Origin of the sequence: Kribbella jejuensis (genome assembly GCF_006715085.1) — a bacterium.
Lineage (GTDB): Bacteria > Actinomycetota > Actinomycetes > Propionibacteriales > Kribbellaceae > Kribbella > Kribbella jejuensis.
The window spans coordinates 1,345,876-1,361,705 of record NZ_VFMM01000002.1 but is presented as its reverse complement, the minus strand read 5'-3'; the positions used below and the strand labels follow the sequence as shown (position 1 = coordinate 1,361,705).

13 protein-coding genes are annotated in these 15,830 nt (G+C 70.8%); 3 read left to right on the top strand and 10 right to left on the bottom strand.

Annotation, left to right across the window (positions count from 1 at the left end; genetic code table 11):
• Positions 1-10: 10 nt before the first annotated feature.
• From FB475_RS26605 to FB475_RS26560, 10 genes are all read right to left on the bottom strand, one after another.
• Entirely contained in the window at positions 11-1,255 is a 1,245-nt protein-coding gene (locus FB475_RS26605; protein ID WP_141859261.1) for a glutamate-5-semialdehyde dehydrogenase, read from the bottom strand.
• Between the two features lie 62 nt (positions 1,256-1,317).
• On the bottom strand, positions 1,318-2,430 hold the full coding sequence (gene proB, locus FB475_RS26600) for a glutamate 5-kinase (protein WP_141859260.1): 1,113 nt from the start codon (positions 2,428-2,430) through the stop codon (positions 1,318-1,320).
• A 4-nt stretch (positions 2,431-2,434) separates the two neighbouring features.
• On the bottom strand, positions 2,435-4,018 hold the full coding sequence (gene obgE, locus FB475_RS26595; protein ID WP_141859259.1) for a GTPase ObgE: 1,584 nt from the start codon (positions 4,016-4,018) through the stop codon (positions 2,435-2,437).
• A 115-nt stretch (positions 4,019-4,133) separates the two neighbouring features.
• On the bottom strand, positions 4,134-4,394 hold the full coding sequence (gene rpmA, locus FB475_RS26590; protein ID WP_130381076.1) for a 50S ribosomal protein L27: 261 nt from the start codon (positions 4,392-4,394) through the stop codon (positions 4,134-4,136).
• Between the two features lie 12 nt (positions 4,395-4,406).
• Positions 4,407-4,721, bottom strand: a complete 315-nt coding sequence (gene rplU / locus FB475_RS26585) for a 50S ribosomal protein L21 (protein ID WP_141859825.1) — start codon at positions 4,719-4,721, stop codon at positions 4,407-4,409.
• Between the two features lie 161 nt (positions 4,722-4,882).
• Complete coding sequence (locus FB475_RS26580; RefSeq protein ID WP_141859258.1) at positions 4,883-8,512, bottom strand: Rne/Rng family ribonuclease; 3,630 nt, start codon at positions 8,510-8,512, stop codon at positions 4,883-4,885.
• 147 nt (positions 8,513-8,659) lie between these two features.
• Positions 8,660-9,487, bottom strand: a complete 828-nt coding sequence (locus tag FB475_RS26575; protein ID WP_141859257.1) for a TIGR03936 family radical SAM-associated protein — start codon at positions 9,485-9,487, stop codon at positions 8,660-8,662.
• A 28-nt stretch (positions 9,488-9,515) separates the two neighbouring features.
• A complete protein-coding gene (locus tag FB475_RS26570; protein ID WP_141859256.1) occupies positions 9,516-10,016 on the bottom strand; it encodes an anthrone oxygenase family protein in 501 nt (166 codons plus the stop codon).
• 121 nt (positions 10,017-10,137) lie between these two features.
• A complete protein-coding gene (locus FB475_RS26565) occupies positions 10,138-10,746 on the bottom strand; it encodes a VOC family protein (protein WP_141859255.1) in 609 nt (202 codons plus the stop codon).
• Positions 10,743-11,090 carry a VOC family protein gene (locus FB475_RS26560; RefSeq protein WP_141859254.1) on the bottom strand — a complete coding sequence of 116 codons (348 nt, stop codon included), beginning with the start codon at positions 11,088-11,090 and terminating at the stop codon, positions 10,743-10,745. Before FB475_RS26560 ends, FB475_RS26565 begins: the two co-directional genes overlap by 4 nt.
• 110 nt (positions 11,091-11,200) lie before the next feature.
• Here FB475_RS26560 and FB475_RS26555 point away from each other — a divergent pair, with 110 nt between their 5' ends.
• The 3 genes from FB475_RS26555 to FB475_RS26545 all read left to right on the top strand — a co-directional run bounded on the left by FB475_RS26555 (position 11,201) and on the right by FB475_RS26545 (position 15,749).
• Positions 11,201-13,903, top strand: a complete 2,703-nt coding sequence (locus tag FB475_RS26555; RefSeq protein WP_202878513.1) for an ATP-binding protein — start codon at positions 11,201-11,203, stop codon at positions 13,901-13,903.
• Positions 13,904-14,033: 130 nt separating this feature from the next.
• Positions 14,034-14,831: a lysophospholipid acyltransferase family protein gene (locus tag FB475_RS26550; protein ID WP_141859252.1), complete on the top strand. Its 798-nt coding sequence runs from the start codon at positions 14,034-14,036 to the stop codon at positions 14,829-14,831.
• A 39-nt stretch (positions 14,832-14,870) separates the two neighbouring features.
• Positions 14,871-15,749, top strand: a complete 879-nt coding sequence (locus tag FB475_RS26545) for a prephenate dehydratase (protein WP_141859251.1) — start codon at positions 14,871-14,873, stop codon at positions 15,747-15,749.
• The last annotated feature ends 81 nt before the right edge of the window (positions 15,750-15,830 follow it).

Genomic DNA, 15,830 nt, shown 5'->3' with positions numbered 1-15,830 from the left:
CCGAGCCGGCTCAGGTCCTGAGTTGGCCCTCGCCGGTGACGATGTACTTTGTGGACGTCATCTCCGGGAGGCCCATCGGGCCGCGGGCGTGGAGTTTTTGGGTGGAGATGCCGATCTCGGCGCCGAAGCCGAACTCGCCGCCGTCGGTGAAGCGGGTGCTCGCGTTCACCACGACGGCCGCGGAGTCGACGGCCTGGGTGAAGCGGCGAGCCGCGGACTGCGAGCGGGTGATGATCGCCTCGGTGTGACCGGAGCTGTAGCGGCGGATGTGCTGGACCGCCGCCTCCAGCGAGTCGACGACCGCTGCGGAGAGGTCGAGCGAGTTGTACTCCGCCGCGTAGTCGTCCTCGGTTGCGGCGACGACATCCTTGCCTGCAGCAACCACCGCGGGGTCGCCGTGGACTGTGACGCCGGCTTCGGCGAGAGCGGAAAGCGCGCGGGGCAGGAATTCGTCGGCGACGGACGCGTGGACCAGAAGGGACTCGGCGGCGTTGCAGACGCTGGGGCGCTGGGTCTTGGCGTTCAGGAGGATGTCGAGCGCGAGGTCGAGATCGGCGTCCGCGTCCACATACACGTGGCAGTTGCCGACACCGGTCTCGATGACCGGCACCGACGACTCCCCCACCACGGTCTTGATCAGCCCGGCGCCGCCGCGCGGGATCAGTACGTCGACCAGACCGCGGGCCTGCATCAGTTCCTTGACCGCGGCTCGGTCGGTCGGTACGCCCTGTACGACGTCCGCCGGTAGGCCTGCCGACTCCGCGGCGTCCCGCAGTACGGCGATGATCGCCTCGTTGGAGGATGCCGCCGAGGACGAACCGCGCAGCAGCACGGCGTTGCCGGACTTCAGGCAGATGCCGGCGGCGTCGGCGGTCACGTTCGGGCGGGCCTCGTAGATGATCCCGACGACCCCGAACGGGACGCGGACCTGCCGGAGCTCGAGACCGTTGGGCAGTGTGTACCCGCGGACGACCTCGCCGACCGGATCGGTCAGCCCCGCGAGCTGCTCCAGCCCGGCCGCCATCCCGTCGACGCGCGCCGGGGTGAGCGCGAGCCGGTCGACGGTGGATTCCGGCGTACCGGCCTCGCGGGCCGCGGCGACGTCGACGGCGTTCGCCGCGACGATCGCATCCGTGTTCGCGCGCAGCGCCGCCGCCATCGCGTGCAACGCCGCGTCCTTGGTCGCCCGGGAAGCCTCCGCCAGGGCGTACGACGCCTCACGCGCCCGCCGCGCCAACTCGATGATCTCGCTCACCCCATCATCGTAATGCGCACCACACTTACCCCCGACCCGCCGTCTCAGCCGGGCGAGGTTTCCTACAGGAGCACCAGATCGTCCCGATGGACGACCTCGCGCTCGTACGCCGAACCGAGCTCGCGGGCGAGGTCCCGCGTGGAACGGCCCAGCAGGCCGGGTAGTTCGGCGGCGTCGTAGTTGACCAGGCCGCGAGCGATGGTCACCCCCGACGGCGAAACTAAATCGACGGGGTCGCCGGCGGAGAAAGTGCCTTCGACGCTGGTGATGCCGGCGGGGAGGAGGGAGGCGCGGCGCTGGGTCAGCGCCCGGACGGCGCCCTCGTCCAAGTGCAGGATGCCCTGGCCGGACGTCGCGTGGGCCAGCCATAGCAGCCGGGTCTTCCGCCGGCGGCCGGTCGGATGGAAGAGCGTGCCGACCGGTTCGCCGCGGAGTGCCGAGCCGACCCGCGCGGCCGACGTCAGGATCACCGGGATCCCTGCCTCCGTAGCGATTGCGGCCGCTTCGACCTTCGTGTGCATGCCGCCCGTACCGACGCCGGACGCCCCGGTCTTCCCGATCGCCAGCGGTTCGAGATCGGCGGCGCCGCGGATCTCGGTCACCATCGACGTACCGGGTTTGCGCGGATCCCCGTCGTACAGGCCGTCCACGTCGGACAGCAGCAACAGTAGGTCGGCGTGGACGAGGTGGCTGGTCAGCGCGGCCAGCCGGTCGTTGTCACCGAAGCGGATCTCGGTGGTCGCGACCGTGTCGTTCTCGTTCACGATCGGTACGACGCCGAGCTCGAGCAACCGCGCGAACGTGCGGTACGCATTGCGGTAGTGCGAGCGGCGCGTGACGTCGTCGACCGTCAGCAGCACCTGCCCGACTCGCAAACCGTGTGCGGCAAAGGCATCGCTGTACCGGGCCATCAACAAGCCCTGACCGACGGACGCCGCCGCCTGCTGCGTCGCGAGGTCACGCGGTCGCGAACGCAGGCCCATCGGCGACAGGCCGGCCGCGATCGCGCCGGAGGACACCAGGACGACCTCGGTGCCCTCGACCCGGCGCGCGGCGATCGCGTCGACGAGCAGCCGCAGCCGTTCCAGGTCGATCTTGCCCCGCTGGGTCAGCGACGACGAGCCGACCTTCACGACGATTCGCGTGGCCTGGGTGGCCTCCGCGCGATCTTTCATGAAATCAACCGTTCTGGTCGAGATCCTCCGCCGCGGCCAGCTCGCGCGCTTCCTTGCGCGCCTGCTTCGCCGCCGCCTGTGCCGCCCGCTTCGCCTCGGCCGGGGACAGGTCGACCTCGTCGCTGTCCCAGTTCTGGCCGTACTCCGACCAGTCCTCGGCCCGCTCCCCCTCGCGGAAGGCGTGGTACTCCGAGTCCTTCTTCTGCCGCCGCTGCGCCGCCGGGCGGACCTCCTCGAGCCGGTGGTCCTCACCGCGCCGGGCGAGGATCTCCGCACCGGACTGGACGTCGGGCGCGAAGTCGAAGACGATCGCGTTCGGACCGTCGCCGATCACGACCGCGTCGCCCGGTTTCGCACCGAGCTTGAGCAGCTCCTCCTCGACGCCGAGCCGGTTCAGCCGGTCGGCGAGGTAGCCGGTCGCCTCCGCGTTCGCGAAGTCGGTCTGCTTCACCCAGCGCTCAGGCTTCTGGCCCTGCACCAGCCAGCCGCCCTCGTCCGGCAGCTGCTTCACCTTGAACTCGGGCCCGCCCTGTACCTGCGGCCGGATCACGATCCGCGTGGTGTCGGGCTTCTCCTGCTCCGCGCGCCGCCGGACGACGATGTCGGCCATCGCGAACTTGAGCGCCTCGAGACCCTCGTGCGACGCGGTCGAGATCGGGAACACGCGGTACCCACGCTGCTCCAGCTCGGTCTGCACCATGTCCGCGATCTCCCGGGCGTCCGGTACGTCGATCTTGTTCAGGGCAACGAGTCGCGGCCGGTCCTCGAGCCCGCCGTGCGCCGCCAGCTCCGCCTCGATCGTGTCGAGGTCACTGGCCGGGTCACGGCCCGGCTCGTACGTCGCGCAGTCGATGACGTGTACGAGCGCCGCGCACCGCTCCACGTGCCGGAGGAAGTCGTGACCGAGCCCGCGTCCCTCGCTGGCACCTTCGATCAGCCCTGGTACGTCGGCCACGGTGAACGTGGTGTCACCGGCAACGACGACGCCCAGGTTCGGGACGAGCGTGGTGAACGGGTAGTCGGCGATCTTCGGGCGGGCGCGGCTGATCGAGGCGACCAGCGACGACTTGCCCGCGCTCGGGAACCCGACCAGGCCGACGTCCGCGACGACCTTCAACTCGAGGACGAGAGTACGTTCCTCGCCGTCCTCACCGAGCAGCGCGAACCCGGGCGCCCTGCGGGTACTGCTTGCCAGCGCCGCGTTGCCGAGGCCGCCCTTGCCGCCCTGCGCCGCGACGAACTCCGCGCCCGGACCGACCAGGTCCGCGAGCACCTCGCCGCTCGGCGTGCTGATCACGGTGCCGTCCGGGACGCCGAGGACCACGTCACTGCCGTTGCTGCCGGCCTGGTGGTCACCCTTGCCCTGGGCACCGTTCGTGGCGGTGCGGTGGCTGGAACGGTGGTAGTCGACCAGCGTGGTGACGTCGGGGTCGACGCGCAGGATCACACTGCCGCCGTCGCCGCCGTTGCCGCCGTCGGGGCCACCGAGCGGCTTGAACTTCTCGCGGTGCACCGAGGCGCACCCGTTCCCGCCGCGGCCCGCGGCGACATGCACCGTGACGCGGTCGACGAAACTGGGGATAGCCATCGGTGTTCTCTACTTCCTGGAGGAGCCAACTACTACTACTGAGACAGCAAAAGGGCGGGTACGCGGTATTCCGCGACCCGCCCTTGTGCAGAGCTTCGTGAACCGGGTGGCGGTGTTACTCCGCCGGGGCCGGGACGATGTTGACGACGCGGCGACCGCGCCGGGTGCCGAACTCCACGTGGCCCTCGGCCAGCGCGAACAGCGTGTCGTCGCCGCCACGACCGACCAGGTTGCCCGGGTGGAAGTGCGTGCCGCGCTGCCGGACGATGATCTCGCCGGCGTTGACCAGCTGACCGCCGTACCGCTTCACGCCGAGGCGCTGGGCGTTGGAGTCACGACCGTTGCGGGTCGAGGCCGCTCCCTTTTTGTGTGCCATTTGGTAATCAGCTCACTTCTTCGCGTCGATCGCGGTGACCTTGACCTGGGTGTAGTGCTGACGGTGACCCTGGCGCTTGCGGTAACCGGTCTTGTTCTTGTACTTGAGGATGGTGATCTTCGGGCCCTTGGTGCGGCCGAGGACCTCGGCCGACACGGCCACGTTGGCCAGCGCCGCAGCGTCGGCCGTCACGGTGTCGCCATCGACGACGAGGACCGCGGGCAGCGACACAGTGTCGCCGACCTGGTCGGTCAGGCTGTCGATCTCGATGACATCGCCGACGGCGACCTTCTGCTGGGTGCCGCCACTGCGCACGATCGCGTACACCGTGGATCTCACTCTCTGCTGGATCGGAAAACTTTACGGGTGTGATGGTGTGAGGTCGTCGCGAGGACAACTCCTCACACACTTACACACCGACACGAGTGGGGTGCGCCAAGCGCACCCGCTCAACTTTACAGGGTTGAGCCTGCAAAGTTGAAATCGGCTTAGCTGCCGGTGGTGACGAGATCGGCCGGAGCCGTCGCGTCACCCTCCGTCGCTGTCTTGTTCCGGCTGCGGGCGCTGCGCCGCCGCCGGGTCTTCGGGGCGTCGTTCTGGCCGTCCTCCGCCGCGTCGACCTCCACGACCGCCTCGGCCGCCACCTCCGCGGGCGGGGCCGGGAAGCCGGTGGCCTCGGGGCTGACGTGGTCCTCGGTCTCGGCGGAGATCGGGTAGCCGGTCGGTTCCGGCGTACCCGTCTCCTCGTCCTTCTTGACCGTGGCGGCGGCGATCTGGGCCAGCTTCTGAGCGGCGTCGCCGTTGTGGTGCGGCGCCTCCGGCTCGTGGGCCTGCTCGTCGTCACCCCGGCCGCGGCCGCGGCGGCGGCGCGAGCTCTTCCGGCCGCTGTCCTCCGCCTGGGCGGCGGGCTTGGCGTGGTCGTGCTCGTTCTGCTGCCCGTTCTGCTGCCCGTTCCCGCTCTGCTGGCCGTTGCGGCCGTTGCGGCGGGACTCCTTCGGCTCGTCGTGCAGGATCAGCCCACGGCCACCGCAGTGGTCGCAGTTCTCGCTGAACGCCTCGAGCAGACCGGTACCGATCCGCTTGCGGGTCATCTGGACCAGGCCCAGCGACGTTACCTCGGCGACCTGGTGCTTGGTGCGGTCGCGGCCCAGGCACTCGACCAGCCGGCGCAGCACCAGGTCCCGGTTCGACTCCAGCACCATGTCAATGAAGTCGATCACGATGATGCCGCCGATATCGCGGAGCCGGAGCTGCCGGACGATCTCCTCGGCCGCCTCCAGGTTGTTCTTGGTGACGGTCTCCTCGAGGTTGCCGCCGGAACCGGTGAACTTGCCGGTGTTCACGTCGACGACCGTCATCGCCTCGGTCCGGTCGATGATCAGCGAGCCACCTGACGGCAGCCAGACCTTGCGGTCCAGTGCCTTCTTGATCTGCTCGTCGATCCGGAAGTTCGCGAAGACGTCGCCGTCGCCGGTCCACTTCTCGACCCGGTCGGCCAGGTGCGGCGCGACACCCTCGACGTACTCCCGGACCTGGTCGTACGCACGGTCACCGGAGATCACCAGCTTGGCGAAGTCCTCGGTGAACAGGTCGCGGACGACGCGGATCAGCAGGTCGGGCTCGCCGTACAGCAGCTGCGGCGCCTGGCCGTTCTTGGATTTCTTGTCGATCTCCTCCCAGGCGGCCTGCAGGCGGCTGACGTCCGACGTCAGCTCCTCCTCCGAGGCGCCCTCGGCCGCGGTCCTCACGATTACGCCGGCTTCATCAGGGACGATGTCCTTCAGGATCGTCTTCAGCCGGTTCCGCTCGGTGTCGGGGAGCTTGCGGCTGATGCCGCCGTTGCCACCGCGCGGTACGTACACGACGTACCGGCCGGGCAGGCTGATCTGGTTCGTCAGGCGGGCGCCCTTGTGGCCGATCGGGTCCTTGGTCACCTGGACCAGGACCGACTGGCCGGACTTCAGCACCTGCTCGATCTTGCGCGGACCGTTGGCACCACCAAGGGTCGCCCAGTCCACCTCACCGGCGTACAGCACCGCGTTGCGGCCCTTGCCGATGTCGATGAACGCGGCCTCCATGCTGGGCAGTACGTTCTGCACGCGGCCGAGGTACACGTTGCCGATCAGCGAGGTCTGCTCCGCGGTGGTCACGTAGTGCTCGACCAGGACGTTGTCCTCGGACACCGCGATCTGGGTTACGTCCTCGCGGGACCGGATCACCATCGTCCGCTCGACCGACTCGCGGCGGGCCAGGAACTCCGCCTCGGTGACGATCGGCGCGCGGCGGCGGCCGGCGGCGCGACCCTCACGGCGGCGCTGCTTCTTCGCCTCGAGGCGCGTCGAGCCCTCGACCGCGGTGATCTCGTTCGCGGTGTTCTTGCTGCGGGGTTCCCGGACCCGTACGACGATCTCGTCGGGGTCGTCCGCGGACCCGGAGCTCTCCTCGCCCTTGCGGCGGCGCCTGCGCCGGCGCCGGCGGGACGAACCGCCCGCGGCCTCGTCGTCATCGGAGTCCGCCGCACCGTCGGTGTCGGCGTCGTCCGCGTGCGCGTCGGCGTCCTCGTCCTGCTCGTCGTCGGACTGCTCGTCGGCGCTGTCGTCCGCACCGTCGACATCACCGCTCTTACGACGGCGACGCCCACCCCGACGCCGGCGGCGGCGCCGAGTCCCCTCGCCGCCTTCCTCACCGTCGTCACCGTGAGCCTCAACACCCTCGCCGTCGAGCTCACTGTCCTCGTCGACCAACTCACTCACGTCAAGCCCGGCATGGGCGTCGGTCGCCGAGTCGGCTTCGCCGAGGGCGGCGGCGGTGGTGTCGGTCTGTGCGACCTGCCGGTCGGCGGTCCGGTTGGACCGGGAGCGGCGGCTGCGGGTGCTCGAAGTACCGTCGGCGTCTGCCGCGATGCGGCCGTCGGATCCGGCGCGATCGTCGGCCGCTGAGTCGGCTTCGACGGGGGCGGTGGCGTCGGTGTGGGCGGCCTGCCGGTCGGCGGTCCGGTTGGAACGGGAGCGGCGGCTGCGGGTGCCTGATGTAGGTTCGGCGTCCGCCGTCGTGTCGGTCTCGTCGGTCGCGTTCGCGGTCGGCCGGGCGTCCTCGGTGGGCTCGGCGTCGCGAGTGCGGCGGTTACGGCGGCGACGGGTGCCGGACGGCTGCTCGTCGGCGCCCGGCTCCGGAACGGACGGGGATGCAGTCTGTACTTCGGCTTCCGCGGCCGGCGCCTGCGCGCTCGGTACGTCGGGCGCCTGGAACAACACCGCCGCCGGAGCAGGCCGCCGCCGACTACGACGCGTACCTGACGCCTCCGCGACCGGGTCGCCAGCCGTGCCCGCACCGTCGGACGCGCTGGAGCCATCCGCGGATGCGGACCCACCGGTCCGGCCGGCGCCCGCGGAAGCGGATCCACCCGGCTGGTCGGCGCCCGCGGTGCCGGTGGCTGCGGAAGCGTCTGCCGGGGTGGTGTTGTCGGCCTCGGCCGTCTTTGCGGTGCGGCGGCGGGAGGTGCGCTTGCGGGCCGGGGCTCCAGCGTCCGCACCGGCGGCGTCCGTCCCAGCGGTCGACGCACCGGCGTTTGCACCGGCGGTGGACGCGGGGGCGTCTACGTCAGCGACGGCACCGGCAGCGGCGCGTGGGGCGTCTGCGGGGGTGCTGACGGCGTCGGCGACTGGGCCGTCGGTTACTGGGGTGTCGGAGGCGGTCAGGCCGGTGTTCGCGGTCTTCTTGGTGGCGCGCTTGCGGGTGGTCTTCTTCACCGGGGGCGCGCTCTCGACGACCGGGCCGGCGTCCGCGACGGAGGTCGGCTCGTCGGAGGCCTGGGGGAAGATGTCGGCCTGCTTGGTGGCGCGCTTGGCGGTCTTCTTGGCCGGCGCCTTCGCGGCCGCCTTCTTGACCGTGGTCTTCTTGGCGGCCGTCTTCTTGGCCGCAGCCTTCTTCGCGGGCACCGGGTCGGCGGCGAGGTCGTCCGACTGGGTCGGGGTGACGTCGGCCTGCTGCACTGTGCGCTTGCGCGTGGTGGCGGCCTTCTTGGCGGTGGTCTTCTTCGCAGCTGCGGTCTTCTTGGCAGTCTTGCGGGCGGGGGCAGCCGTGCCGGCTGCTTCGTTGGTCGGCTCGTTGTCGAGCATGTAGTGCGGTCTCCTCAAGCCCTGCGGCGCATCCCCGACCCCTGTCACGGGTCCCGGGCGCCGGCCGTAAGGCGGTCACGGTTCGCCACACCCGGCACCAGTGCCGGCGGTGTAGCGGAAGCCTGCTGGATCCGCCCCGCCCCGCGCTCAGGGCACAGAGGGAGCGGCGGCGTCGCCCTCCGCTGTGTGCGTCTGGCGGGGACCTGCCTGGCCGGTCGCGGTCGCCTGGTTGGCGTCGCGGTCACGAGCGAGCGGGTCTTCCACCGTGCCGGTGTCCGCGGTGAGCGGGCCCTGGGCGAGCCTGGTCAACAGCGCCGGGCCCGTCACCGTCAGCGTCGCTACCTCGAGCACACCGGCGAGAACGTCGTCGGGTCTCACGGCCGGGGTTCCGTGCCGTAACACCACTTGCAGTATCGCACACGTCTCAACCGGCCCCGGTTCACTCGCGACGGTGAGTCGGAGAACGGCAGCCCGACAGTCGAACGAGCGAAGACCGCGCTTGGTCATGCGCTCGACCAGAATTTCGTCCCGGGCGAGGAACGCCTCGACCGCGGCCTCGGCCGCCGCGGGATCCGCGCCCGGCAACGCGATCCGCCACTCGCTGGCCTCCAGCCGCTCGGCCAGCGCGCCCGGCCCGGCGACGACCACCTCGAGTACGTCGAGCCCGGGCGGCAGCGCCTCGTCGAGGGCGGCCCGGACCTGTTCGGCGTCCCGCTCGTGTGTGAGCGAGATCTCCAAGTACTCCGCCTCGGAGGCGGCCCCGGTCGGCGCGGCACCGGCGTACGAGATCTTCGGATGCGGGCTGAACCCGTGCGAGAACGCGACCGGCAGACCGGCCCGCCGGACGGCCCGCTCGAACGCCCGCTGGAAGTCGCGGTGTGAGGTGAATCGCAACCGCCCACGCTTGGCGAAGCGCACCCGCAACTTCTGAACGGCGGGCAACTGCTGCGACGGCGGCGCTTGTACTGGTGGCACACCCGCATTCTCGCAGGCCTGGCTCAGGTCACGGTTGGGCGGCCGACCTGCCGGTCAGGTAGAGCGCCCAGGCGAGGAGGCCGAAGGCGCCGAGCTGGAGCCAGGTCCGGACCAGGTTGAAGGTGCGCCAGCGCGCCTCGTCGAACGCGGCCCGGACCGCGTGCACGTCGATCGTTGCCGGGTCGCCGGCCGCCTTCATCGCGTCGTTGAGCGGCACGTTCACCGCCATCGTGACGATCACCGCGGCCAGGGTCAGCACGAACGCGGCCGCGACCCACGGCAGCGCCTTCTCCTTCAGGCTCAGGACGCCGGCCAGCAACGTGACGACCAGCGCGCCGAGGAACCCGAGCCCGAGAAACACCGGGTTCACGATCGCCCGGTCGACCGCCGTGAAGGCGCTGACGAAGGTCTTGTCGTCGGTCTTGGCCAGACCGGGCATGAAGGCATTCGCATAGATCGCGTACACCCCGGCCATCAGCCCGGTCAGCAGGGTGGCAACCAGCAAGGACGCTACGCGCAGTCCGTTCATCTCACTCCTCCAGTACGGCGGGACCTCCCCGCGCTGGACAGTCTGGAGCGCCCCGACTCGCACGAACATGTCACCACGGCGCATCCCCATGTCAGCACGACTCAGAAGCAGCCGCGGGCTGTCAGACGGCTGGATGCGGTGCGGAGACCGTCTCCCAGGTGAACCCGTCCGGGTCGGTGAAGGGCGTGGCCTCGGTCCCCAGCGCGAGGCCCTTAGGGCCGGTCGGCGTGGTGCCGGCGTCCTTGGCGAGGGCGCGGAGGGGATAGAGGGCCAGCGTTACGCCGGACGAGCCCTCGAACTCGACGTACTTGCCGCCGAAGCTCTTGGCCACCGTCAGCCCCTGCTCGACGTAGAACCGCTTGCTGGCCTTCACGTCGGACACCCCCAGCAGGAGCGCGACCTGGTCGATGCGGTCCGTCGGCGGCTCGGTGTCCTTCTTGGCCGACGACGCGATCTTGCAGATGGCGCCGTCAGGGGTGCGGATGACGGCGCCGTAACCCCAGAAGCTCTTGGTCGCGGGTTTGAGCGTGGTGGCACCGGCCGCCACCGCCGCCGCGACGTAGCGGTCGACCGTGTTCGGCTGCGGAACGACGAGGGACAGGATGAAACTGCGACCGTACGACGCCGGTACGTCGGCTGCCCGAACGGTCAGGTAGTGCGCGATGCCGAAGGACTCGTAGAAGGCCGTGGCGGCCGTCGGGTCGGACACGTCGAGGGTGATGGTGGTCATGACCGGTCCTCCAGGAGACCGAGGACGTTGCCGTCGGGATCGGTGACGGTGGCAACCAACCGGCCGCCGCCGACGTCGTGGGCAGGTTCGAGCACGGCCGCTCCCGCGGCGGTCAGCTCGGTGAGCTTCGACTCGAGGTCGCCGACGTGCCAGTACGCGACCGGCGACGTCATCTTCTGCGGGCCGCCGCCGGGGACGAGGCCGACGTGCTGACCGGCCACGTCGAAGCCGACGTAGTACTGCGAGTCGTTCTGCGGCTGGGTTCCGAGCAGGGCCGCGTAGACGGCCTTGGAACGGTCCAGGTCTGCTACCGGGTGCAGCAGGGTCTTCACTCCGTCGTTCATGATCACTCCTTGGGTTGATCGACCCTCACAGCCTCGCTGTGGACGAGGCAGCGGCACATCCGTGGAAACTACTGATTCTGCTGTCGGCCGGGTGCGGCAGAATGGCCGGCGTGGTGGAGATCTCGCGTCGGGAGAGTGAGGTGCTCGACCTGCTCGCGGCCCGGCTCAGCAACGCCGAGATCGCCGCGCAGCTGACCATCTCGGTCCGTACGGTGGAAAGCCACGTGGCCGCGCTGCTGCGCAAACTGGACGCACCGGACCGCCGCTCCCTCGCGCGCCGCGTCACCCGAACGCCCGGTACGGCGCCGGTGCTGCCCGCGCCGCTGACGTCGTTCGTCGGGCGGTCGGCCGAACGCGCCGAGCTGGCCGGGCTGCTCACGACCAACCGCCAGGTGACCGCGGCCGGCCCCGGCGGCGTCGGCAAGACCCGGCTCGCGCTGGCCGTCGCAGCGGATGCCGCCGGCAACTATCGCGACGGGGTCCGGTTCGTCGACCTCGTACCGGTCACCGACGCCGCGCTGGTGCCGGCGGCGCTTGCCGAGGCCCTCGGTCTCGGCGAGCAGCCCGGTCGCGATCTGGTCACCTCGATCGTGCAGACGATGGCGGACCGGCAGGCGTTGCTCGTGCTGGACAACTGCGAGCACGTCCTCGACGGCGTGACGCCGCTGCTCGAGCGGCTGCTGTCGCAGTGCCCGCGGATCACGGTGCTCGCGACCAGCCGCGTGCGACTGATGGTGCCGTTCGAACGCGTCTATCAGGTGCCCGCCCTCTCGCTGACCGGCGACGCCGTCGCGCTGTTCCTGGAGCGCGCCGCGGCCGTCGGCTGGCCCCTCGACGCGCCGCTGCGGGACCAGGTCGCCGGCATCTGCGAGCGGCTGGGCGGTATGGCGCTCGCGATCGAACTGGCCGCGGCCCGGTACCCGGCACTCGGCCTGGACGGCATCACCGCCGCCCTGTCCCATCCACTCCGGATGCTCACCGGTGGGTCCCGCACCGACGAACGGCACCGCTCGGTACGGGCGACACTCGACTGGAGCCACGCCCTGCTCGAGCCGGACGACCAGGTGCTGCTGCGTCGCGTCTCGGTCTTCGTCGCCCCTTTCACCGCGGCCGCTGCGCAGCAGGTCACGGGCCTACCTGACGTCGTCGACAGCCTGGCCAAGCTCACCGAGCACAGCCTGCTGACGGCGACGCCGACGCACGGAACGACGAAGTACCGGGCGCTGGAAAGCATCCGGCAGTACGCCGTGGAGAAGCTCTGCGAGGCCGGCGAAGAGGCCGAGACGCGGCTTCGCCACGCGCGCTGGTGCCTGGGCCAGGCCGCCGCCCTGAGCAGTTCGGACCCGGAGTGGCGCGCCCGCTTCGACCTGGTCGCCAACGATCTGCGCGCCGCCCTGACCTGGGCGGCCACGGACCGGCCGGCAACGGCGTACGAGCTTGCCCGTCGGCTTGCCGAGCTGACTTTGAGGCGGAATCTGACCCGTGAGTCGCAGCAACGCGCGGAACAGGCCGCGGAGCTTGCGCCCGACACGGCGAGCAAGGCGTCGATGCTGCGGTTCGCGGCGGGTGTGGCGGGCTGCCGGACCGTCGGCGAGGAGATGTACCGCCTGCACCTCGCCGCGGCCGAGACCGGCGATGCCCCGGCGGTCGGCCTGGCCACCGCGGCGACCGTTGCGTTCCGCTTCTCCAGCACGTTCGTGCATCCGCCCTCCCGCGCGGAGGCCGTCGAGCTGATCGACCGGGCACGGCCTCTGGCCGGGAGCGACCCAGCGGCCGGGGCCGCGCTGGCGCTGGCCGAGGCAGCCGTTCTCACCGACGCGTTCGGAGCCGTCCAGGGACCGGAGGAGAACGACGTCTCCGAGACGATCGCGCGGGCCGAACGCGCCGTCGAGCTCGCCCACCGGACCGGTGACCCGCTCGCCGAGTCGGCCGCGCTCGACGCCCTCACCTGCGCGCACAGCTGGGGTGGCGACACCTTCGCGCCCGCCGCGCTGACGCAGCGGCGGCTGAGGCTGCTGGCCTCGGTCCCGAGCTCGCCCGCCGCGACCCACGAGCTGATCGACGCGTTGGGGATCGCGGTCGAGACCAGCCTCGGCGCGGGCGACATCGCCGGGGCGCGCGACGCCGTACACCGGCTGGCCACGCACCCGGCGCTGACCGAGGTCGGGCACCGGGTGCCGCTCATGGTCGACGCGCTGGCCGGCAACGCCGACGCCGTACTCGACGGCAGCCTCCGGTTCATCGACGCCTGGCGGCGGGCAGGCAGCCCGAGCCGCAACCACCTCGGTCCGTCCGCGGCGGCGGTGGCGATGATCCACGGCCTCCGCGGCGAGGACGAGGCGCGCCGCGAGTGGCTGGAGATCGTCGGGCAACTCGACCGCCCGGACTTCGTCCACGGCTACAAGGCGATCTTCGACGCGATCGTCCTGCTGCACCACGGGCACGCGGCGGAGGCGATGCAGCGGCTCGGCCCGCGGCCGGAGGAGGTGTGGAAGTGGATCACCTGGATCTGGCACCACTGGTACGTCGCTCTGCGCGCCGAAGCCGCCGTGCTGTCCGGTCGCCCGGACGCGTCCGGGCTCGTCGCCGAGGCGCTGACCGTGGTCCGCGGCAATCCCGTCGCGGCCGCGATCGCCGAGCGCGCCCGCGCACTCCTTGACGACGACCGGTCCACGCTGCTCGCGACCGCGGATGCCCAGGAGGCGGCCGGCTGTCCCTATCAGGCGGCACGCAGCCGGGTTCTGGCAGGTGACGCCGACGCTGCCGCTGCGCTGGTGGCCGATGGGTTCGCGCCGATGGCGACGCCGCCGTGAGCGTCTGACGAAGGTACGACCAGGCGCGTCAGGAGCTTCCCTCGGCCGAGCTGGCCCCGAAGTACGCCGAAGTACGCCGACGTGCGGCATCATGAGGGGTCGGGGGGAACTGTGTGAGGAAAGGACACCGATGACGGAACCGGCGCGGGCGCCGCGGTCCGAGCGGCCGGACCCGGTCGTGGATGCCGGGGACGGCGACGGCAAGGGCATCTACTGGGTGCTGAAGAACGTGGTGGTCGGGCCGCCGGTGAAGCGGATCTTCCGGCCGAACGTGATCGGCGCCGAGAACGTCCCGGAGACCGGGCCCGCGATCATCGCGAGCAACCACCTCTCGTACTCGGACTGGATCTTCATGCCGCTGGTGCTGCGCCGCCGGGTGACGTTCGTGGCGAAGTCCGACTACTTCACCGGGGCCGGGATCAAGGGCCGGTTCCAGCGCGGGTTCTTCAAGGGCACCGGGCAGGTCCCGATCGACCGCTCCGGCGGGTCGGCGTCCGAGGGCGCGATGCGGGCCGGGATGAAGGTGCTGGAGCGCGGCGAGCTGTTCGGGATCTACCCCGAGGGCACCCGCTCGCACGACGGCCGGCTGTACAAGGGCCGGACCGGCGTCGCGCGGCTCGCGCTGGAGGCGAAGGTGCCGGTGATCCCGTGCGGCGTGATCGGCACCGACGTGGTCGCCCCGCCCGGGAAGATCGTCGCCTCGTTCGCCTCGCCGACGGTGAAGTTCGGCGAGCCGCTGGACTTCTCCCGGTACGAGGGGATGGAGGGCGACCGGCTGATCCTGCGGGCCGTCACCGACGAGATCATGTACAAGATCATGGAGCTGTCCGGCCAGGAGTACATCGACATGTACGCCACCAAGGCCAAGGCGCTGGAGGGGCGCGCGGTCACCGGCGCGCCGGAGAAGGTCCGTAAGACGGACACCTGATCCGGGTGCTGAGACGGGATAGGTCTACGCTGGGAGATCGTGGAAGGTCCGATCGCTTATCAGGGTGAGCCAGGCGCGAATTCGGCGATGGCGTGCACCGAGATGTACCCCGAGCGCGAGCAGTTGCCGTGTACGACGTTCGAGGACGCCCTCGAGGCGGTCAGCAGCGGACGTGCCGGGCTGGCGATGATCCCGGTCGACAACTCGATCGCCGGGCGGGTCGCGGACATCCACCACCTGCTGCCGGAGTCCGGGCTGCACATCGTCGGCGAGTACTTCCTCCCGATCCACTTCCAGCTGCTCGGCGTTCCGGGTACGTCGCTGGACCGGATCCGGACCGTGCGCAGCCATGTGCACGCGCTCGGGCAGTGCCGGAAGATCATCCGCGAGCACGGATGGTCGACGGTTGTCGCGGACGACACCGCCGGGGCGGCGCGGGAGGTCTCCGAGCTGGGTGATCCGACCGTTGCCTCACTGTCGCCGCGAGCGGCTGCGGAGTTGTACGGGCTGGAGACGCTGGCGTCGGATGTCGAGGACGAGCACCACAACACGACCCGGTTCCTGGTGCTGTCCCGGGAGCCCGAAGTACCGCCGGTCGACGCCGGCCCGGTGATCACGTCGTTCGTGTACCGCGTCCGGAACGTGTCGGCCGCGCTGTACAAGGCGCTCGGAGGATTCGCGACGAACGGCGTGAACATGACGAAGCTGGAGTCGTACCAGCTCGGCGGCATGTTCTTCGCCACCCAGTTCTACGCCGACATCGAAGGCCACCCCGAAGACCCGAACGTAGCCCTGGCCCTCGAGGAGCTGGCGTTCTTCTCGGTCGAGGTCCGCATCCTGGGCGTCTACCCCGCCAACGAATTCCGAGCCCAAATAGCCGAACCCGCCGCCAACCGAGCCCTCCGCCCCCACCACTGAGCCCGTGCGGCTACTGCTCATCGGCGGGCGTACGGGCCGCGGGTTTTGCGGACCAGGAGGATGCGGTCGGCGGTGCGGATT

Excerpts from the sequence above, each read along its gene's own strand:
- proB (WP_141859260.1), bottom strand. The coding sequence starts at position 2,430 with ATGAAAGATCGCGCGGAGGCCACCCAGGCCACGCGAATCGTCGTGAAG.
- obgE (WP_141859259.1), bottom strand. The coding sequence starts at position 4,018 with ATGGCTATCCCCAGTTTCGTCGACCGCGTCACGGTGCATGTCGCCGCG.
- rpmA (WP_130381076.1), bottom strand. The coding sequence starts at position 4,394 with ATGGCACACAAAAAGGGAGCGGCCTCGACCCGCAACGGTCGTGACTCC.
- FB475_RS26580 (WP_141859258.1), bottom strand. The coding sequence starts at position 8,512 with ATGCTCGACAACGAGCCGACCAACGAAGCAGCCGGCACGGCTGCCCCC.
- FB475_RS26570 (WP_141859256.1), bottom strand. The coding sequence starts at position 10,016 with ATGAACGGACTGCGCGTAGCGTCCTTGCTGGTTGCCACCCTGCTGACC.
- FB475_RS26565 (WP_141859255.1), bottom strand. The coding sequence starts at position 10,746 with ATGACCACCATCACCCTCGACGTGTCCGACCCGACGGCCGCCACGGCC.
- FB475_RS26560 (WP_141859254.1), bottom strand. The coding sequence starts at position 11,090 with ATGAACGACGGAGTGAAGACCCTGCTGCACCCGGTAGCAGACCTGGAC.
- FB475_RS26550 (WP_141859252.1), top strand. The coding sequence starts at position 14,034 with ATGACGGAACCGGCGCGGGCGCCGCGGTCCGAGCGGCCGGACCCGGTC.